We start from the raw sequence: 18,538 nt of genomic DNA on the forward strand, positions 1-18,538 counted from the left end.
GCTTAAATCCCTATATGTCTAAATTTCTCACAAATTTTGCTTTCTGCTCTATGAAATTTCTTCTCTCTTCTACATTATTTCCCATTAGGATAGAAAAAAGTCTTTCTGCTTCTAATGCGTCCTCTATGGTAACCTGCAAAAGAATTCTTTTTTGAGGATCCATAGTGGTTTCTCTTAATTGATCTGGGTCCATTTCTCCCAAACCTTTGTATCTCTGTAGATATACATTATCTGGATAACCCCATTCCTTCAAAATCTCCTCCTTTTCCTCTTCGGAATAAGCATATCTTTCTTCTTTACCTTTTCTTAAAAGGTATAATGGTGGTTGAGCTATATAAACATATCCTCCCTCAATCAGAGGCCTAAAATGCCTATAAAAGAATGTAAGTAGAAGAGTTCTTATATGAGCCCCATCCACATCAGCATCGGTCATAATAATAATTTTATGATATCTAAGTTTAGATAAATCGAAATCTTGACCTATACCTGTTCCTAAGGATGCAATTATAGTCTTTATCTCTTCACTAGACAGAATTTTGGTAAGATGCTGAGCTTTCTCCACATTTAGTATTTTACCTCTTAGAGGCAAAATAGCCTGATATCTTCTATCTCTTGCTTGTTTTGCAGAACCTCCTGCTGATTCTCCCTCAACTATAAAGAGTTCACACTTCGTAGGATCTTTTTCAGAACAATCTGCTAATTTTCCAGGGAGTAAGGTAGACTCAAGTAGACTCTTTCTTCTAACAAGCTCTTTTGCCTTCCTTGCTGCCTGTCTTGCCCTATAAGCCTCAATAATCTTACCAATTATTAATTTTCCAATATCCGGGCTTTTATTAAAGTACTCTGTTAACTCTTCTTCTACAACCTTTTCTACAAATTTTTTAACCTCTGAATTACCAAGTTTTGTCTTAGTTTGCCCTTCAAATTGAGGATTAGGAACCTTCGTACTTATAATAGCAGTTAATCCTTCCCTTACATCTTCACCAGATAATGATTCAGCCTCCTTCCAAAGTCCCCAAATTCTAGCAAAACTGTTTACTACTTTTGTCAGAGCTGAACGAAATCCTGTTACATGAGTTCCACCCTCAATAGTATGTATATTGTTCACGTAAGACAATAATAATTCGTCATATCCAGTATTGTATTGGAGAACCACTTCTATAACTAGATTCTCCTCTTCTCTCTTAAAATAAAAGGGTTCATGTAATACTTCTTTACCCTTTGAGAGATATTCCATAAATTGTATTAAGCCGCCCTCATATTTATATACGTTACCCTTACTGGTGTTTTCATCTTTTAATTCGATAGTAACACTAGGATTTAGAAAGGCTAACTCTCTCAATCTATTTGCAATAATTTCATAATCAAATTTCGTAGTCTCAAAAATCTCAGGATCTGGATAAAAAAGTATCTTTGTTCCTGTTTTATCAGTGCTACCTTTTTCTATCAAAAGGGTAACAGGTTTTCCTTTCTCATAAGCCTGATAATATAATTTACCATCTCTCATTACCTCTACTTCTAATCTCCTTGAAAGAGCATTAACAACAGAAAGTCCAACGCCATGTAGTCCACCACTTATCTTATAAATAGAATTAGAGAACTTACCCCCTGCATGAAGTGTAGTTAAAACAATCTCTAAAGCAGGTTTTTTTGCTTGAGGATGTAAGTCTACTGGAATACCTCTTCCATTATCCAACACTACAACCCCACCATCTTTACGCAATTCTACATATATATAATCACAATATCCTGCCATAACTTCATCAATACTGTTATCTACTAATTCAAAAACAAGATGGTGAAGCCCTCTTACTCCCACATCTCCTATATACATACCTGGTCTTTTCCTTACTGCCTCTGTACCTTCCAATATTTGAATACTGTCTGCAGTGTATTTATCCTTTTTTGTTACGGTCATCTTTTATACCTCCTTTTTGCATAATGGCTAAGTTTCTATAATAATTTCTAAGAATTTCTCTTAACTCATCATCTTTTACTTCCTCAACTATTTTAGCAATTCTTTCTTCTTCACGCAAAGAAAGTATAGGTTTTTGACTAATATTAGTTTTTCTCTTTGCTTTAAAATTCCTACCTTTATCAATAAAGACGATATCTTTTATAATATTTGGAATAACAAGTTTATTATTTATTTTTTCTATTAATTTGTTCTTAAAAAGCATAAGTTCTTGTACCCATACACTGCTATCTACATATACATAGAGAATCCCATTTTTCACATATGCTGGTCTAGTATGAGATGATAAGGTCTCACCTACCACTTCTTCCCATTTCTCCATGGCTAAATATTCACATAATTTCTTTTCTAAATTGAGTCTTATGAAGACTTCCCAAAGCTTTGAATATAAAGAATCACTCATTATAGAATACTTCTCCGTTTTTCACTAAAAAATGTGGATAATCCTTTAAAAAACCCATTCTCATTGGCAAACTCATAAAAATCTGAAATATACTTATACCATTCCAAACAAGTTTCTGTTTTTCTTCATCTAAATCTCCAAAAAGATCATCTATAATAAGAATTGGCTTTTCTCTTCTGAACTCGGAAAGAAGCTTTACAGTAGCTAATTTAAAGATTATAAAGGCAAGTTTTCTCTCACCAGCAGACGCATATTTTCTCATATCATATCTAAGAGAATCTTTCTTTATGTAAAATCTAAGATCATCCCTGTGAGGTCCCACTAATGTGTAACCTTTTTTATTCTCATCATCAAATGATTCCTTTAGCTTTAGTTCAAAATTTTTCATTAAATTTTCTTCATCCATATTCTCTAAATTAACACTTGAGTAGTATTCTATTTCCAAAAAGTCTCTTCCCAAAAACTCAAGAGAAATATTATGGATAAGTTGTCTTAATTTATTAATTATCTTCAATCTTTCTATCAGTATATAAGTTCCACTTTTTACTAAGAAACTGTTCCATATATCTACATTACCATTACTTTTTAACGTAAGATTTCTCTGATATAAAACCTTATAATACTCAGAAAGTAATTTATGATATTTGTAAGAAAGAGTAGAAATAAATCTATCCAAAATATATCTTCTTTCAGATGGGCCTTTTTTGAAACTTTCAATCTCTTCTTGAGAAAAAACAACTGCAGGAAATAGAAATATCATATCTTTTTGCTTCTTTAATAATTTTTGGTTTATCTTAATTTTTTTATCTACTTTAGATAAGGCTGTTTCTAAAATCAATTTTTGATTTTGCCATAATACATTACCCTTTATATAAAAGCTTTCCTCATTCCAATTTATTAATTCCTTTTCATATGGTGTTCTAAAGGATTTTCCCGTAAAAAGAAAATAAATACTCTCCAAGAGATTAGTCTTTCCCTGAGCATTCTCCCCACAAAATATGTTTTTATCGAAAAATTTTAATTGTACATTTTTAAGATTTCTAAAATTTACTACCCTCAAATCCTCTAAAAACACTAATCATCCCCTATTAATAAATATTTTTCTCCTCCTATTTCTACCACATCCCCTTTCTTAAGCTTTCTTCCTCTATGAAGTTCTATCTCACCATTTACCTTTACCACACCAGAAAGGATTAGATTTTTAGCCTGTCCACCTGTATCCACAACCTTAGCCCACTTCAAAAATTGACCTAAGGTGATAGTATCTGTGTAAATTTTTATCTCCTTCATAATCTTACTGGCATTAATATATACATATAATTTTCCTCTTCTGGAGAAGTTATCAATGCTGGTCCTAAATCAGTTGTAAATTTCATTATAATCTCATCTACACTCATATTATCTAATGGATCCATCAGATATTCCACATTAAAACCAATCTCCAAACTTCCATTTATATCAATCTCTGCAGGAAGTACTTCTTTAGCAAACCCTCTTTCAGAAGGTAAAGTAGATACAACTACCTCATTGGAATTAATAGTAATTTTCACAGTATTAGTCTGATCAATTTCGGCAAAAACCGCCATTCTTTCTAAAAGGTCAAGAAAATCTTTTCTATTTGCCTTAAAGGATGATGTAAAATCAGTTGGAATTATTTTATCATAAGCAGGAAATTGCCCTTGTAGCAGTCTGGAAATAAAATATATCTCCCCACAATTAAAAACCACTTGACTATCAAGGCTTCTCATGTCTACCCTATCATCCTTAGCTTTTGTTAGAATCTTATGCCATTCTTTTAAACTTTTAGCTGGAATTATAGTAGGTGGGAAATTATTATCTATGTATAATGCTTTTAATGCTAATCTGTGCCCATCTACTGCTACCACATTAAGCTTTCCGTCTCTCCCCTCAAAAAGAACACCTGTAAGGACCTGTTTAATCTCATCTTCAGCTGCAGCAAAAATAGTTTCTTTAATAGCTCTTCCAAGCTCTATTCTATCTAAGGATATATTATATTTATTTTCTATATCGCCTATTTCTACTTTCGGAAATTCTTCGGTACTTTCACCCTGTATCTCTATATCTGAATATCCCGCATGAATTATTGCCCTATTTCTCTCATTTACCTGTATTTCTAAGGTTACATCGGGAAGTTTTCCCACAACTTCAATAAAAATACTAGCTGGAAGACATACTTCTCCAGGCTCCTCAACTATTACAGGCATACTTAGAGCAAGACCTATTTCAAGATTATTTCCTTGAAGATATAACGTATCATTTTCAGCCTTCATATAAACATAAGTCAATATAGGAACAGTGGTTTTTGTGGCTACAGCACTTTTAACAAACTGTAAAGATTGATATAAATCTTCTCTTTGAGTTATAAATTTCATCCTTCCTTCCTCCTTTTCATGAATTATTCTATATAAGACAATTATACCTTGAGGCATAAAAAATAAAAAGTTACATTTGACAAAATTATAATTCCGACTTAAAATGTATATGTTGAGTGAATTACTAAACATTTATGGAGAGGAGAAAGGATGTTTAAAGTATCAGCAAAAATTGAATATGGGTTAAGAGCTATGATTCTCCTTGGCCAAAATTACAATATTGGAAGACTTTCTTTATCTGAGATAGCAAACAGCGAAAAAATCTCAAAAGAATTTTTAGCCCAGTTGATGTTAGATTTAAGAAAAGCAAATTTAGTAGAAAGTTATAAAGGTATAACAGGAGGATATTCGTTAACAAGACATCCCAGAGAAATAACGTTAAGAGAAATATTAGAAGCCTTGGAAGGACCAATTCAAATTATTGAGTGCATACGTGGATCCAACTTATGTGAGAAACAAAATCTCTGTATCACAAAAAATGTTTGGGAGTTTGTAGAGATTAAAATCTTAGATTTATTCAATGAGATCACTTTACAAGATTTAATTACAGGAAATATAAGAAAGGAGGCAAATATTTTATTATGACAGAAATATTAAGAGTAGAGAATTTAAGAGTAGAAATTAAAGAGGAAACAATTCTAGAGGGATTAAATTTTTCCTTAGAAGAAGGTGTACATGTTCTCTTAGGACCTAATGGTACTGGTAAATCAACTCTTCTCGGTGCCATTATGGGTCTTCATAAGTATAAGTTATCAGGAAAGATTTACTTTTATGGAGAAGATATTACCGATTTAACTCCTGATCAAAGATTTAAGAAAGGAATTTTCCTTGCCTATCAACTTCCACCAAGTGTAAGAGGAGTAAGATTAAGGGATATACTAAAGAAAATCTTAAATATAGATCCCAAAAAAGAGTTACCAGTTGAGATTTATAACTATCTAAAATCCTTAGATTTAGATGAGAGTTTTTTGGAAAGAGAAATTAATTATGGATTCTCAGGAGGAGAAAGGAAAAAAAGTGAAATACTTCAATTACTCCTGGCAAAGCCAAAACTAGCCTTATTAGATGAGCCTGATTCTGGAGTAGATATAGATTCCTTAAAGCTTATTGGTGAAGCTCTAAGAAAAATAGCTAAAGAAAGTAATTTACTGATAGTAACGCATAATCTAAAGATCTTAGATTATGTAGCGCCTGATTCTGTAATTGTCTTATTAGATGGTAAATTTGTGTATAAAGATGGTTTAGAAATAATCCATCAAATTGAAGAAAGAGGATATAATTATGTAAGGAGGTTGGTCTATGCTCAAAACTTATCTTAAAGAGATTAGAGAAAAAGCTTTCAAAGCTAAAGATAAGCCTGCTATTTTAGGACCAGATATAGATTTAGAATCATATATGAGAACAATAGAAGAAACTCCAATAGATGATCTGGAAAAACTACCGGATGAAATAAAAGAGAACATCTTATATTCTGGCATAACCCCATCAGAAAATGATAGGGCAGGTACCTACTTTCAAATTAACCATAGTGTGGTTTATGAGAAATTACAAGAAATATATAAAGGAAAACTTGAAATAATGTCTATTCAAGAAGCCCTTGAGAAATATGATTGGTTGGAAAATTATTATAGTAGATTAGTTCAACCAGATACTGATAAGTATACTGCTTGGGCAGAAATAAAACCTACAGGAGGCTACTTTATCAGAGTACTTAAAGGTCAAAGAGTAGAACATCCTGTTCAATCATGTCTGTATATAAAGGAAGGGAATATAAGTCAAAATGTCCATAACATAATTATAGTAGAAGAAGGTGCAGAAGTATTTGTTACTACTGGTTGTCTTACACATCTTAAGGATCAACCAGGAATCCATATAGGTATCTCAGAATTTTATGTAAAAAAAGGTGGAAAACTTTACTTTACAATGATACATAACTGGTCAGAAGAATTTCACGTAAGACCAAGAACTGCTGTATTAGTTGAAGAGGGAGGTATCTTTATAAATAATTACGTAACCTTAAAACCTGTTAAATCAATCCAAAGCTACCCAACTGTATATGTGAGAAAAGGAGCCATTGCTCGTCTTTATAGTATCATCTATGGGAGAAAAGATTCCTACATAGATCTTGGAGGAAGATTGGTTTTTGAAGAGGAAGATGCCAAGGGAGAAATTGTCTCAAGAATCATAGCAAATGACTCATCCAAGATATATAGTAGAAGTGAAATTACTGGAAAGGCAAAAGGGACAAAAGGATTCTTAGATTGTAGAGGAATATTACTTAGTAAGTCCTCTCAAATAGTAGCTGTGCCTATCTTAGACGCTCAACATCCAGAAAGTGAATTGTCTCATGAAGCAGCCATAGGTCCAATTAATGAAGAAGAAATAGAATATCTTACAACAAGAGGTTTTGATAAAGATGAGGCCATATCAACTATAACAAGGGGATTTTTAAGTTTAGAAATACCGGGACTCCCAAAGGTAGCCAAAGAACAAATTAATTACGCTGTAGCCCAATTAGAAAAAGCTGGGTTATAATATGTTTAAATGGAAGAAAATTTTAAAGAAATCCTTAGAGAAAAGGTAAAGAATATAGATATTGAGCTTTCCCCCTCTCAAGAGGAGAAGTTTTTTCTGTACTATAAAGTGTTAAAAGATTGGAATAGAAAGATAAACTTAACATCTCTTGAGGGGGAGGAAGAGATTATCTTAAAACATTTTGTAGATTCCCTTACATGTATTATACCAATAAAAGATGAAAAAATAAAAAGGGTTATTGATATAGGAACTGGGGCAGGATTTCCCGGTATTCCAATCAAAATTATTATCCCTACCCTTAATATCACCCTTCTCGAATCCCAAAAAAAGAAAGTTTCTTTTTTAGAAGAACTTATTAAGATATTAAATCTTGATAAAGTTGAAATTATATGGGACCGAGCAGAAAAATTAGGAAAAAATCCTCAATACAGAGAAACTTATGATTTAGCATTAGCAAGAGGAGTAGCAAAACCCAATATTGTTTTGGAATATGCTTTACCCTTTGTAAAAATCTCTGGATTATTTCTCAGTCAAGCTACTGAAAAAAATATAAATGAATGGTATATGGCTAAGAATGTAATATCAATCCTTGGTGGAAACCTGGAAAAGGAAATCTCAATTTCTATAGATTCCACCATTTCTCGAAAGCTATTGATTATTAGAAAAATCTCTTCAACTCCCGATAAATTTCCACGAAAGCCTGGAATCCCTGAAAAAAAACCATTACTTTAGAAAAGGGAGGAACAAAAATGTCTATTGAAATTAAAGAGGTAAAAAGCAAAAAGGATAAAAAAGAATTTATAATGTTTCCTTCTAAACTATATAAGAATGATCCTCTTTGGGTACCACCTTTAATCTCTGAGATGAAAAGAATTATGGAAGGACCCGGAAGTTTGTTATTTCAAAGTGGACCTCATACCTTTTTTAATGCATATAAATCTGGGGAAATAGTTGGAAGAATTGCGGTAGGTATCGATGAAAAAATGAATAAGTGGAGAAATAAAAAGGAGGGTTATGTTACCCTTTTTGAATGTATAAATGATAAAGAAGTAGCCTTTTCTCTATTAAATAAAGCAGAAGAATGGTTAAAAGAAAGAAAAATGGAAGATATGGTTGGTCCTGTATCTCCTACAAATGGAGACGATTATAGAGGAATGTTAGTTGAAAATTTTGAAGATCCCCCAGTAATATACACAACTTATAATCCTCCATATTATGTCGATTTTTTTGAAAGCTACGGTTTTGAAAGAGAACATACATTTGTAGCTTACAAATATGATTTAAAAAAGTTGCCCTTAGATGACCATATAAAAGTAATTGAATATGCTAAGAAAAAATATAATTTTTACACAAGACCTGCAGATTATTCAAAGATTCCTGAAGAAGCAAAAACTTTACAAAAGATATTAGAAAGATCGCTTATACCCTTAGAATATGATTATCTTATACCTCCTACTGAAGAAGAAATGTTGAATCTAGCAAAAGATTTAGTAAAATTTATTCCATCAGAATTTGTACAATTAGCATTTTCTAATGAAAATCCAGTTGGTTTTGCTGTTGCTATGCCAGATTATAATCAAATATTAAAGAAGCTTAATGGTCAACTTTTTCCAATTGGGTGGTTAAAATTCCTCATGTATAAAAATAAAATAAACAGGGCAAGAGTATTCTTACTTTTTGTAATTCCTGAGTACCAATCAAAAGGTGTTCCTGCAGCTCTGTTTATTGAGCTCCTTAGACATGCGAGGAAAAAAAGATATGTTTTTGCAGAAGGATCTACCATAAATGCTAATAACACCAAAATGTGCAGAGAGGCAGAAGGGGTTGGTGGGGTTTTATATAAAAAGTTTGTAATATTTAAAAAGAAAATACATTAAAAGGAGGTGAAAAGGAAAAACTTTTTTATGAGAATATTGACATAAAAAAGATTTTTCTTATACTTATATAGAACTTATAAAATTTAAGAAAGGGAGTAATAGAAATGGAAGATAAAAAGAATCTTACTATAGAAGAATGTGAAGCCTTAGCAGATGTATTTAAATCTTTATCAAGTTATGTAAGAATCCATATCTTATGTGCGTTAAGAGATGGAGAAAAAAGTGCAGGAGAAATAGCAAAAATCATAAATGCATCCTTTGCCAATACATCACAAAATCTTAAAGATCTTTACAATTTAGGCCTTTTAAAAAAAAGACGTGTAGGTCAATTTGTTTATTATTCCTTAGCTGATGATTCAGTATTGGAACTTTTAAATTTAGTTTATAAACTCAGATTTCGTGGAGTAAAAAGCTAAAAAAAAGAGGGGAGAATCTCTCTCCCCTCTTAAAAAATTCCTCTCTTAGAACTTGAAAGCCCCAGATATACTAAAGGCTTGTGGCTTTGTAAGATCTTGAGGATCAAAAGCAAAACCTAAATCTGCTTGAAGAAGAAGCAAATTCACACCAAAGCCAGCTGTGTAAAGTTGTGGATTAAATTGAGTATCTAAAATTGCTCCTCCCCTCAATACAGCAAACAGCAATACAGGCTGTTCAATCCCAATCCTATATAATGTGGGAGAAAGATTACTATCAAGATCTGCTCCAACCACAATTCTTGTGCTAAGAACTGGTACTTTTACAAATACACCCGCCTTAAGAGACATGGATGGAAGGGTTACCTCAATAGGATTAGTAGTTTCAGAATATGATGTGTATTCGTGATAATTGCCATTACTATCGTAATACCCATCTCCATATCCATAAATTTCTTTTCCTTCAAGAGGTATACTATATGCATCCTTTGCCATGATACCTACTGCTAAAAAGGGTGAAAATCTCATATAGGCACCAAGGTCAAGAGAAATATATTTTTCATCTCTTGAATTATATTCTTTTTTATGAATATCATTATCATTGGGCTCATTTGAAATTTCAGCATACGATACTCCACTTTGAGTCACATGTATGCTTTCATTGTAAGAATAATATAAAGTATTGTTTAACCTTATATTAGTACCTAGATTTAATTTCAAGCCTAATAAATCTAAAGCAGGTATAGCAATGGTTAAGGCACCATTAAGATTTGGAATACCAGTTACAGTAATATTTACATCAGCTTTTAGATCTTCAGAAGGATCATCTGAGGTATATTTGTGGAAATAAAAGTTTATATCACTATCTCCAAATATTGTGATTCCTATTTTACTTATACCAAGATGTAGATATCCTGCAAGAGAAAGATAGGTATTAATATCACCATCTGGAGGCTCTGTATTACTATTTAATGTGTTGTAAAGATCTATAAAAGATTGTACATTAGAAATAGGTGCTAATCCAAGACCTGCTTTAAGAGTTAGCTTTGAATATTCACCTATAAGAGCTGGATTATATATGGCAGATGTTGGGGAGTCAGCAAGAGCTGTCATAGCACCTGCCACACCCATAGCCCTTGGATCATAAAGTAAATCCTTAAAGCCATAACTTGTAGTAACCCCGTAAGATACTGTAAAAAGAAAGATTAAAAATAAAAAGGAGCTTAAAATTAACTTATTTTTCATGTTCTTCTCACCTCTCTTAAAGATTTCTTTCAGTTACATTGTATCACTTAAAAAATAAATAATAAAGTGATATAAATCACACTGTCATTAATATGATATAATGGAAATGAAGATAAATATAAAAATGTCAAAGTTTCTGGAGGATAAAAACTATGGAGAGGAAAAGAATATTTACACAAAGAAATGATCCTTTTGGTAGAGAAATATTTAGAATTGTAGACTGTTTCTATAGAGAAAGTACGCGCTTCTCCATGCAATGGGGGGCATGGGTACCAAGAGTAGACGTTTATGAAACTAATGATAAAATAGTGGTCTTAGTAGAGATTGCAGGAATAAAGATTCAAGATATTGATATTACATTCCACGAAGGTAAATTAATCCTAAGAGGTACAAGACAAGAAAATTATATATCAGAACCAGAAGTTTATCACAGGATGGAGATAAACTTTGGCCCCTTTGAAAGGGTAATACAGTTACCTGTAGAAGTTGATGCTCAAAACGCGGAGGCATCATATAACAATGGGTTTTTGGAAATTGTTCTTCCCAAAAAGTAAAGAAAGGAGGGATGAAAAAATGGAAGAAAAAGAAATAAACCAAATGCCAGATATACCAGAAGAATTACCAATTCTTCCACTAAGAGAGACAGTAGTATATCCTCAAATGCTTATTCCACTTGTTGTGGGAAGAGAAAAGAGCATTAAATTAGTAGAAGATGCCCTTTCTGGTAATAAAATAATCGGAATGTGTATGCAGAAAACTCCTATAGAAGAACCAACACCAGATGATATTCATAGGGTAGGTACTGTTGGGATAATTGTTAGAAGTTTAAGATTCCCAGATAACACCCTTAGACTATTTGTACAAGGATTACAAAGAATAAGAATAATAGAATTTACGCAGACAGAACCATACTTTAAAGCAAAGGTAGAAGTAATAGAAGAAAAGGTAGAAAAAACTGTTGAAATAGAAGGACTAATGAGGAATCTTTTAAATCTATTCCAAAAGATGGCATCCTTAATACCCCAATTTCCAGAAGAGCTTATAATAAATGCCATGAATATACAGGAACCAGGAAAGCTGGCAGACTTTATAGCCTTTAATACTAACCTAAATATTAACGAGAAACAAGAGATATTAGAGACTTTAGATGTAAAAGAAAGACTACAAAAAGTAACATACTATCTTACAAGGGAGTTAGAAATCCTTGAAATAGCTAATAAAATCCAAAATGAAGTCAAAAATGAAATAGAAAAAAGTCAAAAAGAATATTTCCTAAGACAACAGATGAAAGCAATACAAAAAGAGCTTGGTGAAATAGATCCCAGAGAGATGGAAATAAATGAATTAAGGCAGAAACTTCAAGAAGCAAAACTCCCTCCCGAAGCAATGAAAGAAGCAGAAAGAGAGTTAGAAAGACTTGCTTTAATGCCACCCGGCTCTGCAGAATATACAGTTACAAGAACCTATTTAGATTGGCTAATTAGTTTGCCATGGGCAAAGTCTACAGAAGATAACCTTGATATAAAAAGAGCTGAAGAAATCTTAAATAAAGACCACTATGATTTGGAGAAGGTTAAAGAAAGAATCTTAGAATACTTAGCTGTTAGGAAGTTAAAAAGTGACATGAAGGGCCCAATATTATGTTTTGTAGGACCTCCAGGCGTTGGTAAAACATCTCTCGGAAAATCTATAGCCAGGGCTCTTGGAAGAAAGTTTGTAAGAATATCTTTGGGTGGTATAAGAGACGAAGCTGAGATAAGAGGACATAGAAGAACCTACGTAGGAGCCTTACCGGGAAGAATTATTCAAGGAATGAGAAAAGCTGAGTCTAACAATCCTGTATTTATGCTTGATGAGATAGACAAATTAGGGGCAGATTTTAGAGGAGACCCATCAGCAGCACTATTAGAAGTCCTTGATCCTGAACAAAACAATTCTTTTGTAGACAACTACTTAGGTGTACCTTTTGATCTTTCTAAGGTCATGTTTATAGCAACTGCAAATGTACTATATACTATACCCCCAGCCTTACTTGATAGAATGGAAGTAATAGAACTCCCTGGATATACGGAATATCAAAAGCTTGGAATAGCAAAAGGTTTCTTAATTCCAAGGCAACTAAAGGAGCATGGTTTAGAAAATTATCCGATAGAATTTACTGAAGAAGCTATAAAGAAAATTATAAGAGAATATACTCGAGAAGCAGGAGTAAGAAATTTAGAAAGAGAGATCGCTTCTATCATTAGAAAGATTGCAAAAGGTATTGCAGAAGGAAGTATTAGTAATAAGGTGATTGTTGATAAGGAAGATATACCTAAATACTTAGGTCCAGAGAAATATACCTTTGGTATGAAAGGAGAAAGGGATGAGGTTGGAGTAGCTACTGGTCTTGCCTGGACAGAAGCAGGCGGTGATATTCTTTTCGTTGAAGCTTTAGTAGTTGAAGGGAAAGGAAATCTTATACTTACTGGTAAACTTGGAGAGGTAATGCAGGAATCAGCAAAAACAGCCCTTTCTTATGTGAGATCAAAGTTAAAAGATCTAAATGTAAATTACGAAATTCTTGAAAAATCAGATATCCATGTACATGTACCATCAGGTGCTATTCCTAAGGATGGCCCATCAGCGGGTGTAACAATAGCAACAGCTATAGCTTCAGCTCTTACCAAGAGGCCTGTCAAGAAAGATATTGGAATGACAGGAGAAATCACTTTGCGTGGTAAAGTTCTTCCGGTAGGTGGAATAAGAGAAAAGGTTCTTGCAGCTCACAGGGCAGGTCTTACAGCAGTAATAATGCCTAAGGATAATCAAAAAGACTTGGAAGAAATACCAGAAGAAGTTAAAAATGAGCTAAATTTTTATTTTGTTGAACACGCCGATGAGGTCTTAAACCTTGCTCTTTTGGGGGTGAAAGAATATGCTGAGCAAAGAGATCCTGAAAGAACTGGGTAATCTTAATTTTTATCCGTATTTGATAACAACTCTTTACATAAATGTATCCCCCTTGGTAAACCCCAAGGGGGAATATAAGATAATATGGAAAGATTTAAAAAAATCAGTTTTAGATAATCTAAATAATCAAAATTTAGAGGTAGAGATCAAAAAGTCAGTACTTTTAGATTTAGAAAAAATAGAAACTATCTTAGATCAGGGCTCTTTTGGATCTGCTAATACAATTATTCTAATGAGCTGTAGTGCCAAAGATTGGGAACATTATATACCTCTTTATCCTCCCCTTAAAAACAAATTAGTAATAGATAAAGACCCTTATACAAAACCCCTATCCCACCTTATAGTTGCCAATAGACCTTATTACTTAGTAATTTTGTCAAAAGGAGATGCCAGAGTTTTCAAATATTTCTTGGGAGAAATTCATGAGGAAGGAGAGATAAGAGAAGAAATACCAAAAAAACATAAACAAGGAGGATGGGAAGCATCCGATTGGCAAAGATGGCATGAAACACACGTTATATGGTATTTTAAAGAAGTAGCTGATTTTTTAGACAAAATAATAAATACAAATGAAAAGATAATTTTAGGAAGTACTTCTCCTAAAAATATCTCTGAATTTTTAGAACTTCTTCCCAAAAGGCTCCATAATTCAATAATTGGAGAAATATCTTTAGAATTGGATTCTCCAATAAAGGATATTCTTGAAAAGACATATGAACTTATTAAATATTATGAAGAAAAAGAAACTAAAGACTTAGTAGAAAGTCTAATTGTGGCCAATGCAAAGGGAAAGGAAGCAGTCATAGGATTAGAAAATGTTGCCCACGAGGTATATCAGAAGAGAGTACAGAAACTATTAGTAGAAGAAAATTATGAACAAGAAGGATATGAATGTCCATCATGTTATTTTAGAAGTACTTATTTAGAAATTTGTCCTTATTGTAATATAAAGATGATCAAAAGATCAGATATAGTAGATGAAATTATAGAAGATGCAATTATAGAAGGGGCAGAATTAAAATATATTGAAAATAAAGAACTTGCAAAAAAGATAAATATCATAGGTGCTTTTTTGAGGTATTAAAAAAGAGGGGAGAATCTTTCTCCCCTCTTTATATTATCTTCTTAATTCTTAAATTCTATAGTCTCTCTGCTATATATCCTGTTAAGTCAGCAAGTCTGCAAGCATAACCCCATTCATTATCATACCAAGCAAAAACCTTTACCATATTCTTATCAATTACAATTGTAGATGGAAGATCTACTACTGTAGAATAAGTGGTTCCTTTGAAGTCCATTGAAACAAGCTCTTCATCAGTGACTCCAAGAATTCCCTTCATCCTTCCTTCAGCTGCCTTTCTAAATGCATCATTTACTTCCTCAACAGTTACATCTTTTTGTAATATACATACCAAATCAGTCACTGATACAGTTGGTGTTGGAACTCTCAATGCTACTCCATGCATCTTTCCATCAAGTTCAGGAATAACTCTACCAATAGCTTTTGCTGCACCTGTAGATGTAGGAATAATATTTAATGCTGCAGCCCTTGCTCTCCTAAGATCTTTATGAGGAAGGTCTAAAATTCTTTGATCATTTGTATAGGAATGTACAGTAGTCATAAGACCTTTCTCAATACCAAAGTTATCTAATAACACTTTTGCAACTGGAGCTAAACTGTTGGTGGTACAAGAAGCATTAGAAATAATATGATGCTTTGAAGGATCATATTTTTCCTCATTAACACCTATAACTATTGTTATATCTTCGCCTTTCGCTGGAGCAGAGATAATTACTTTCTTTGTCCCCCCAGAGGTAATATGTACTTTTGCCTTATCGGCATCAGTAAAAAGTCCTGTTGATTCTATAACCACATCAACCCCTAAATCTTTCCAAGGAAGATTTGCTGGATCCTTTTCAGCAAAAACCCTTATCTCTTTTCCATCTATAATTATGGACTTATCTGTATATTTTACATCACCCTTATAGGTTCCATAGTTGGAATCATATTTGAATAGATGAGCTAAAGTTTTTGTATCAGTAATATCATTAACAGCCACTACTTCAACTTTATCAGGATACCTTTCTAAAAGTGCTTTAAGTACTTGTCTCCCAATTCTCCCAAAGCCATTAATACCTACTTTAACAGCCATAAAAACACCTCCTAAATCGTTGAATTTTTCTTTATTTCACCCTCTTCATTATACCACTTACTTTTTACAAAAATTGTTAAAATGTTTTTAAAACTAAATATTGAAACTTAATATTTTACCAGGTATGTAAACTACTTTCTTTATCTCTTTATTATCCAAATACTTTTTAACATTCTCCCTTTGTAATGCTAAATTCATAACTTCTTCTTGAGTCGCATCAGCACTTACATCTATTCGATCTCTCACCCTTCCATTAATTTGAATAACTACAGTTACAATTTCCTCCTTTATTAACTCTGGATCATAAGAAGGCCAGGGTTGCATATGAATACTATATTCATTTCCTAATTCTTTCCACAGCTCTTCAGTAATATGGGGAACAAAGGGTGAAAGAAGTAATAATGAAGTCTTTACTGCTTCTTCAAATGCAGGAGTTCTTCCATACACCCTTTTGTGCTCTGTGAGAAGATTAGTTAATTCCATAATAGACGCAATAGCAGTATTAAATTTAAAATTCTCTATATCTTCCGTAACCTTCTTAATAGTCTTATGTAACTTCCTTCTTATAATCTTTTCTTCCTCATCATCAATTTTTTGTTCATCTGTACTTTCTAAAACTAATCTCCAAAACCTATTCAAGAATCTATTTGCTCCCTCTACTCCTTCATCGCTCCACTCAATATCCACTTCAGGTGGAGCAACAAACAATATAAATAAACGGGCTGTATCAGCACCATAATTCTCCACCATATAATCTACAGAAACAATATTCCCTAAGGATTTAGACATTATCTGTCCATCTTTATAAACCATTCCTTGAGTAAAAAGTCTCTTAAATGGTTCTTTTACTGGGCTATATCCTGCATCATAAAGAACCTTTGTTATAAATCGAGAATAAAGTAAATGCAATACAGCATGTTCTATACCACCTGTATATTGATCAACAGGCATCCAATACTCTGCCTTTTCTCTTGAGAATGGCTCTTTATCATTGTGTGGGTCAGTATAACGAAAATAATACCATGAAGAATCAACAAATGTGGCAAGAGTATCGGTTTCCCTCTTTGCAAGACTTCCGCATTTTGGACACTTTGTATTTACAAATTCAGGGACTTTCGCTAAAGGACTTTCACCTGTTCCCGTTGGCTCAAAATCAGAAAGATCAGGAAGCTCTACTGGCAAATCTTCGTAAAGCACAGGTACTATTCCACAATTGGGGCAATAAATAATGGGAATAGGTGCTCCCCAGTATCTTTGACGAGATATTAACCAATCTCTTAATCTATATTGTACTTTTTTCTTTCCAATCCCTAAATTTTCAAACTTCTCAACAATAATTTTCCAAAATTCTGAACTTTTTAAACCATTGTATTTCTCTGAATTAATCATTATCCCTTCTTCTTCATAGGGAAGTGGAGGTTCTTTGCCAGGTTCAGGAGTAATTACAGGAATTATTGGAATATTATACTTTACTGCAAATTCATAATCTCGGGAGTCATGGGCAGGTACAGCCATTATTGCCCCTGTTCCGTAGGTTGCAAGTACATAATCAGCCACATATATTGGTACAGGTTTTTTAGTAAGAGGATGTATTGCATAACTTCCCGTGAATACTCCAGTTTTATCCTTTTCTGAAACAATCCTTTCTAATTCACTTTTATTTTTAGCAATCTTTACATACTCTCTCACTTCATCTAAATATTCCTTTTTAGTTATTTTTTCTACCAATGGATGCTCTGGAGCCAGTACTACAAAAGTTACTCCATAGATAGTGTCAGGTCTTGTAGTATAAACATATATCTTCTCATCAGAATCCTGAATATCAAAGTAAAATTCGAGTCCTTCAGATTTACCTATCCAGTTTTTTTGCATTAGTTTAACTTTCTCTGGCCAATACTCCAGAGTATCTAAATCATTTAATAAATCTTCAGCATAAGCAGTAATTTTAAAGAACCATTGTTCAAATTCCCTCTTCTCAACCTCTGATTTACATCTCCAACATTTACCATCAATTACTTCCTCATTAGCAAGTACTGTCTTACAAGTAGGACACCAGTTAGCAGGAGCTTTTTTTCTATATGCAAGCCCTCTTTCATAAAGTTTTAAAAAGATCCACTGAGTCCACTTATAATAGTCCGGAGCACAAGCTGTAACCTCCCTATCCCAATCATAAACCACACCCATTTTAAAAAGCTGCTCCTTCATTCTTGCTATATTCTGATAGGTCCATTCCTTTGGATGTACCTTATGCTTTATAGCTGCATTCTCAGCAGGTTGCCCAAAAGCATCCCATCCCATTGGATTTAAAACATTGTAACCACGCATAGTATAGTATCTTGCTACCACATCACCAATAGTGTAGTTCCTCATATGTCCCATATGGAGATCTCCAGATGGATACGGGAACATAACCAAAGTGTAGTACTTTGGTTTATCCTTTCTTTCAGTTACATGATACAATTTGTCCTCTTGCCATTTTCTCTGCCATTTAGGTTCTATTTCCTGTGGATTATACCTCTTCATTTTTTAAATCCCTCTCTCCTCTTACAAATTTTTCTTTATCTCCAATTATATAAAAGTAAATTACTATGG

Annotated in this window: 17 protein-coding genes; 9 read left to right on the top strand and 8 right to left on the bottom strand. The window is 33.0% G+C overall.

The window, feature by feature from the left end; all coding sequences use genetic code 11:
• Positions 1–10: 10 nt before the first annotated feature.
• From gyrB to dnaN, 5 genes are read right to left on the bottom strand one after another with little or no spacing between them, the layout of a single operon-like run.
• The gene (gene gyrB / locus ACY3JO_RS08310) at positions 11–1,918 is read right to left on the bottom strand and encodes a DNA topoisomerase (ATP-hydrolyzing) subunit B (RefSeq protein WP_463084532.1); all 1,908 of its coding nucleotides are present in this window, start codon (positions 1,916–1,918) and stop codon (positions 11–13) included.
• Positions 1,896–2,378 carry a DciA family protein gene (locus ACY3JO_RS08315; RefSeq protein WP_463084533.1) on the bottom strand — a complete coding sequence of 161 codons (483 nt, stop codon included), beginning with the start codon at positions 2,376–2,378 and terminating at the stop codon, positions 1,896–1,898. The genes gyrB and ACY3JO_RS08315 overlap by 23 nt, the downstream gene beginning before the upstream one ends.
• Entirely contained in the window at positions 2,371–3,453 is a 1,083-nt protein-coding gene (gene recF / locus ACY3JO_RS08320) for a DNA replication/repair protein RecF (RefSeq protein ID WP_463084534.1), read from the bottom strand. The genes ACY3JO_RS08315 and recF overlap by 8 nt, the downstream gene beginning before the upstream one ends.
• Entirely contained in the window at positions 3,453–3,668 is a 216-nt protein-coding gene (gene yaaA / locus ACY3JO_RS08325; RefSeq protein ID WP_463084535.1) for a S4 domain-containing protein YaaA, read from the bottom strand. Before yaaA ends, recF begins: the two co-directional genes overlap by 1 nt.
• Positions 3,665–4,771 (bottom strand): DNA polymerase III subunit beta, encoded by a 1,107-nt coding sequence (dnaN, locus tag ACY3JO_RS08330; protein WP_463084536.1) that lies wholly within the window; start codon positions 4,769–4,771, stop codon positions 3,665–3,667. Before dnaN ends, yaaA begins: the two co-directional genes overlap by 4 nt.
• Before the next feature lie 150 nt (positions 4,772–4,921).
• On the opposite strand from dnaN, the gene ACY3JO_RS08335 reads away from it, so the two are divergent.
• The 6 genes from ACY3JO_RS08335 (at position 4,922) to ACY3JO_RS08360 (ending at position 9,599) form a co-directional block, all read left to right on the top strand.
• A complete protein-coding gene (locus tag ACY3JO_RS08335) occupies positions 4,922–5,356 on the top strand; it encodes an RrF2 family transcriptional regulator (protein WP_463084537.1) in 435 nt (144 codons plus the stop codon).
• Complete coding sequence (sufC, locus tag ACY3JO_RS08340; protein ID WP_463084538.1) at positions 5,353–6,090, top strand: Fe-S cluster assembly ATPase SufC; 738 nt, start codon at positions 5,353–5,355, stop codon at positions 6,088–6,090. The genes ACY3JO_RS08335 and sufC overlap by 4 nt, the downstream gene beginning before the upstream one ends.
• Entirely contained in the window at positions 6,071–7,306 is a 1,236-nt protein-coding gene (locus ACY3JO_RS08345) for a SufB/SufD family protein (RefSeq protein WP_463084539.1), read from the top strand. Before sufC ends, ACY3JO_RS08345 begins: the two co-directional genes overlap by 20 nt.
• 9 nt (positions 7,307–7,315) lie before the next feature.
• On the top strand, positions 7,316–8,038 hold the full coding sequence (gene rsmG, locus ACY3JO_RS08350; protein ID WP_463084540.1) for a 16S rRNA (guanine(527)-N(7))-methyltransferase RsmG: 723 nt from the start codon (positions 7,316–7,318) through the stop codon (positions 8,036–8,038).
• Between the two features lie 17 nt (positions 8,039–8,055).
• Positions 8,056–9,183: a GNAT family N-acetyltransferase gene (locus ACY3JO_RS08355; protein WP_463084541.1), complete on the top strand. Its 1,128-nt coding sequence runs from the start codon at positions 8,056–8,058 to the stop codon at positions 9,181–9,183.
• Positions 9,184–9,287: 104 nt separating this feature from the next.
• Positions 9,288–9,599 carry an ArsR/SmtB family transcription factor gene (locus ACY3JO_RS08360; protein WP_463084542.1) on the top strand — a complete coding sequence of 104 codons (312 nt, stop codon included), beginning with the start codon at positions 9,288–9,290 and terminating at the stop codon, positions 9,597–9,599.
• Positions 9,600–9,644: 45 nt separating this feature from the next.
• Here the strand turns inward: ACY3JO_RS08360 and ACY3JO_RS08365 are convergent, their stop codons facing one another.
• The gene (locus tag ACY3JO_RS08365; RefSeq protein ID WP_463084543.1) at positions 9,645–10,841 is read right to left on the bottom strand and encodes a hypothetical protein; all 1,197 of its coding nucleotides are present in this window, start codon (positions 10,839–10,841) and stop codon (positions 9,645–9,647) included.
• A 152-nt stretch (positions 10,842–10,993) separates the two neighbouring features.
• Between ACY3JO_RS08365 and ACY3JO_RS08370 the strand changes: the two genes are divergently transcribed.
• The 3 genes from ACY3JO_RS08370 to ACY3JO_RS08380 are packed head-to-tail and all read left to right on the top strand — an operon-like array spanning position 10,994 to position 14,877.
• Complete coding sequence (locus ACY3JO_RS08370; protein WP_463084544.1) at positions 10,994–11,395, top strand: Hsp20/alpha crystallin family protein; 402 nt, start codon at positions 10,994–10,996, stop codon at positions 11,393–11,395.
• Between the two features lie 19 nt (positions 11,396–11,414).
• Complete coding sequence (gene lon, locus ACY3JO_RS08375) at positions 11,415–13,793, top strand: endopeptidase La (RefSeq protein WP_463084545.1); 2,379 nt, start codon at positions 11,415–11,417, stop codon at positions 13,791–13,793.
• Complete coding sequence (locus tag ACY3JO_RS08380; protein ID WP_463084546.1) at positions 13,759–14,877, top strand: baeRF10 domain-containing protein; 1,119 nt, start codon at positions 13,759–13,761, stop codon at positions 14,875–14,877. Before lon ends, ACY3JO_RS08380 begins: the two co-directional genes overlap by 35 nt.
• 55 nt (positions 14,878–14,932) lie before the next feature.
• On the opposite strand, the gene gap is transcribed toward ACY3JO_RS08380, so the two are convergent.
• Entirely contained in the window at positions 14,933–15,946 is a 1,014-nt protein-coding gene (gap, locus tag ACY3JO_RS08385) for a type I glyceraldehyde-3-phosphate dehydrogenase (RefSeq protein ID WP_463084547.1), read from the bottom strand.
• Between the two features lie 93 nt (positions 15,947–16,039).
• The gene (leuS, locus tag ACY3JO_RS08390) at positions 16,040–18,469 is read right to left on the bottom strand and encodes a leucine--tRNA ligase (RefSeq protein WP_463084548.1); all 2,430 of its coding nucleotides are present in this window, start codon (positions 18,467–18,469) and stop codon (positions 16,040–16,042) included.
• Positions 18,470–18,538 lie beyond the last annotated feature (69 nt).

It is taken from the genome of Dictyoglomus sp. LHC4 (genome assembly GCF_055181355.1).

What these genes read in the sequence shown, in the direction of transcription:
- ACY3JO_RS08360 (WP_463084542.1), top strand. Translation starts at nt 9,288, where the DNA reads ATGGAAGATAAAAAGAATCTTACTATAGAAGAATGTGAAGCCTTAGCA.
- ACY3JO_RS08345 (WP_463084539.1), top strand. Translation starts at nt 6,071, where the DNA reads ATGCTCAAAACTTATCTTAAAGAGATTAGAGAAAAAGCTTTCAAAGCT.
- rsmG (WP_463084540.1), top strand. Translation starts at nt 7,316, where the DNA reads ATGGAAGAAAATTTTAAAGAAATCCTTAGAGAAAAGGTAAAGAATATA.
- ACY3JO_RS08335 (WP_463084537.1), top strand. Translation starts at nt 4,922, where the DNA reads ATGTTTAAAGTATCAGCAAAAATTGAATATGGGTTAAGAGCTATGATT.
- gyrB (WP_463084532.1), bottom strand. Translation starts at nt 1,918, where the DNA reads ATGACCGTAACAAAAAAGGATAAATACACTGCAGACAGTATTCAAATA.
- sufC (WP_463084538.1), top strand. Translation starts at nt 5,353, where the DNA reads ATGACAGAAATATTAAGAGTAGAGAATTTAAGAGTAGAAATTAAAGAG.
- ACY3JO_RS08315 (WP_463084533.1), bottom strand. Translation starts at nt 2,378, where the DNA reads ATGAGTGATTCTTTATATTCAAAGCTTTGGGAAGTCTTCATAAGACTC.
- lon (WP_463084545.1), top strand. Translation starts at nt 11,415, where the DNA reads ATGGAAGAAAAAGAAATAAACCAAATGCCAGATATACCAGAAGAATTA.
- gap (WP_463084547.1), bottom strand. Translation starts at nt 15,946, where the DNA reads ATGGCTGTTAAAGTAGGTATTAATGGCTTTGGGAGAATTGGGAGACAA.
- yaaA (WP_463084535.1), bottom strand. Translation starts at nt 3,668, where the DNA reads ATGAAGGAGATAAAAATTTACACAGATACTATCACCTTAGGTCAATTT.
- ACY3JO_RS08370 (WP_463084544.1), top strand. Translation starts at nt 10,994, where the DNA reads ATGGAGAGGAAAAGAATATTTACACAAAGAAATGATCCTTTTGGTAGA.
- leuS (WP_463084548.1), bottom strand. Translation starts at nt 18,469, where the DNA reads ATGAAGAGGTATAATCCACAGGAAATAGAACCTAAATGGCAGAGAAAA.
- ACY3JO_RS08380 (WP_463084546.1), top strand. Translation starts at nt 13,759, where the DNA reads ATGCTGAGCAAAGAGATCCTGAAAGAACTGGGTAATCTTAATTTTTAT.
- dnaN (WP_463084536.1), bottom strand. Translation starts at nt 4,771, where the DNA reads ATGAAATTTATAACTCAAAGAGAAGATTTATATCAATCTTTACAGTTT.
- ACY3JO_RS08355 (WP_463084541.1), top strand. Translation starts at nt 8,056, where the DNA reads ATGTCTATTGAAATTAAAGAGGTAAAAAGCAAAAAGGATAAAAAAGAA.
- ACY3JO_RS08365 (WP_463084543.1), bottom strand. Translation starts at nt 10,841, where the DNA reads ATGAAAAATAAGTTAATTTTAAGCTCCTTTTTATTTTTAATCTTTCTT.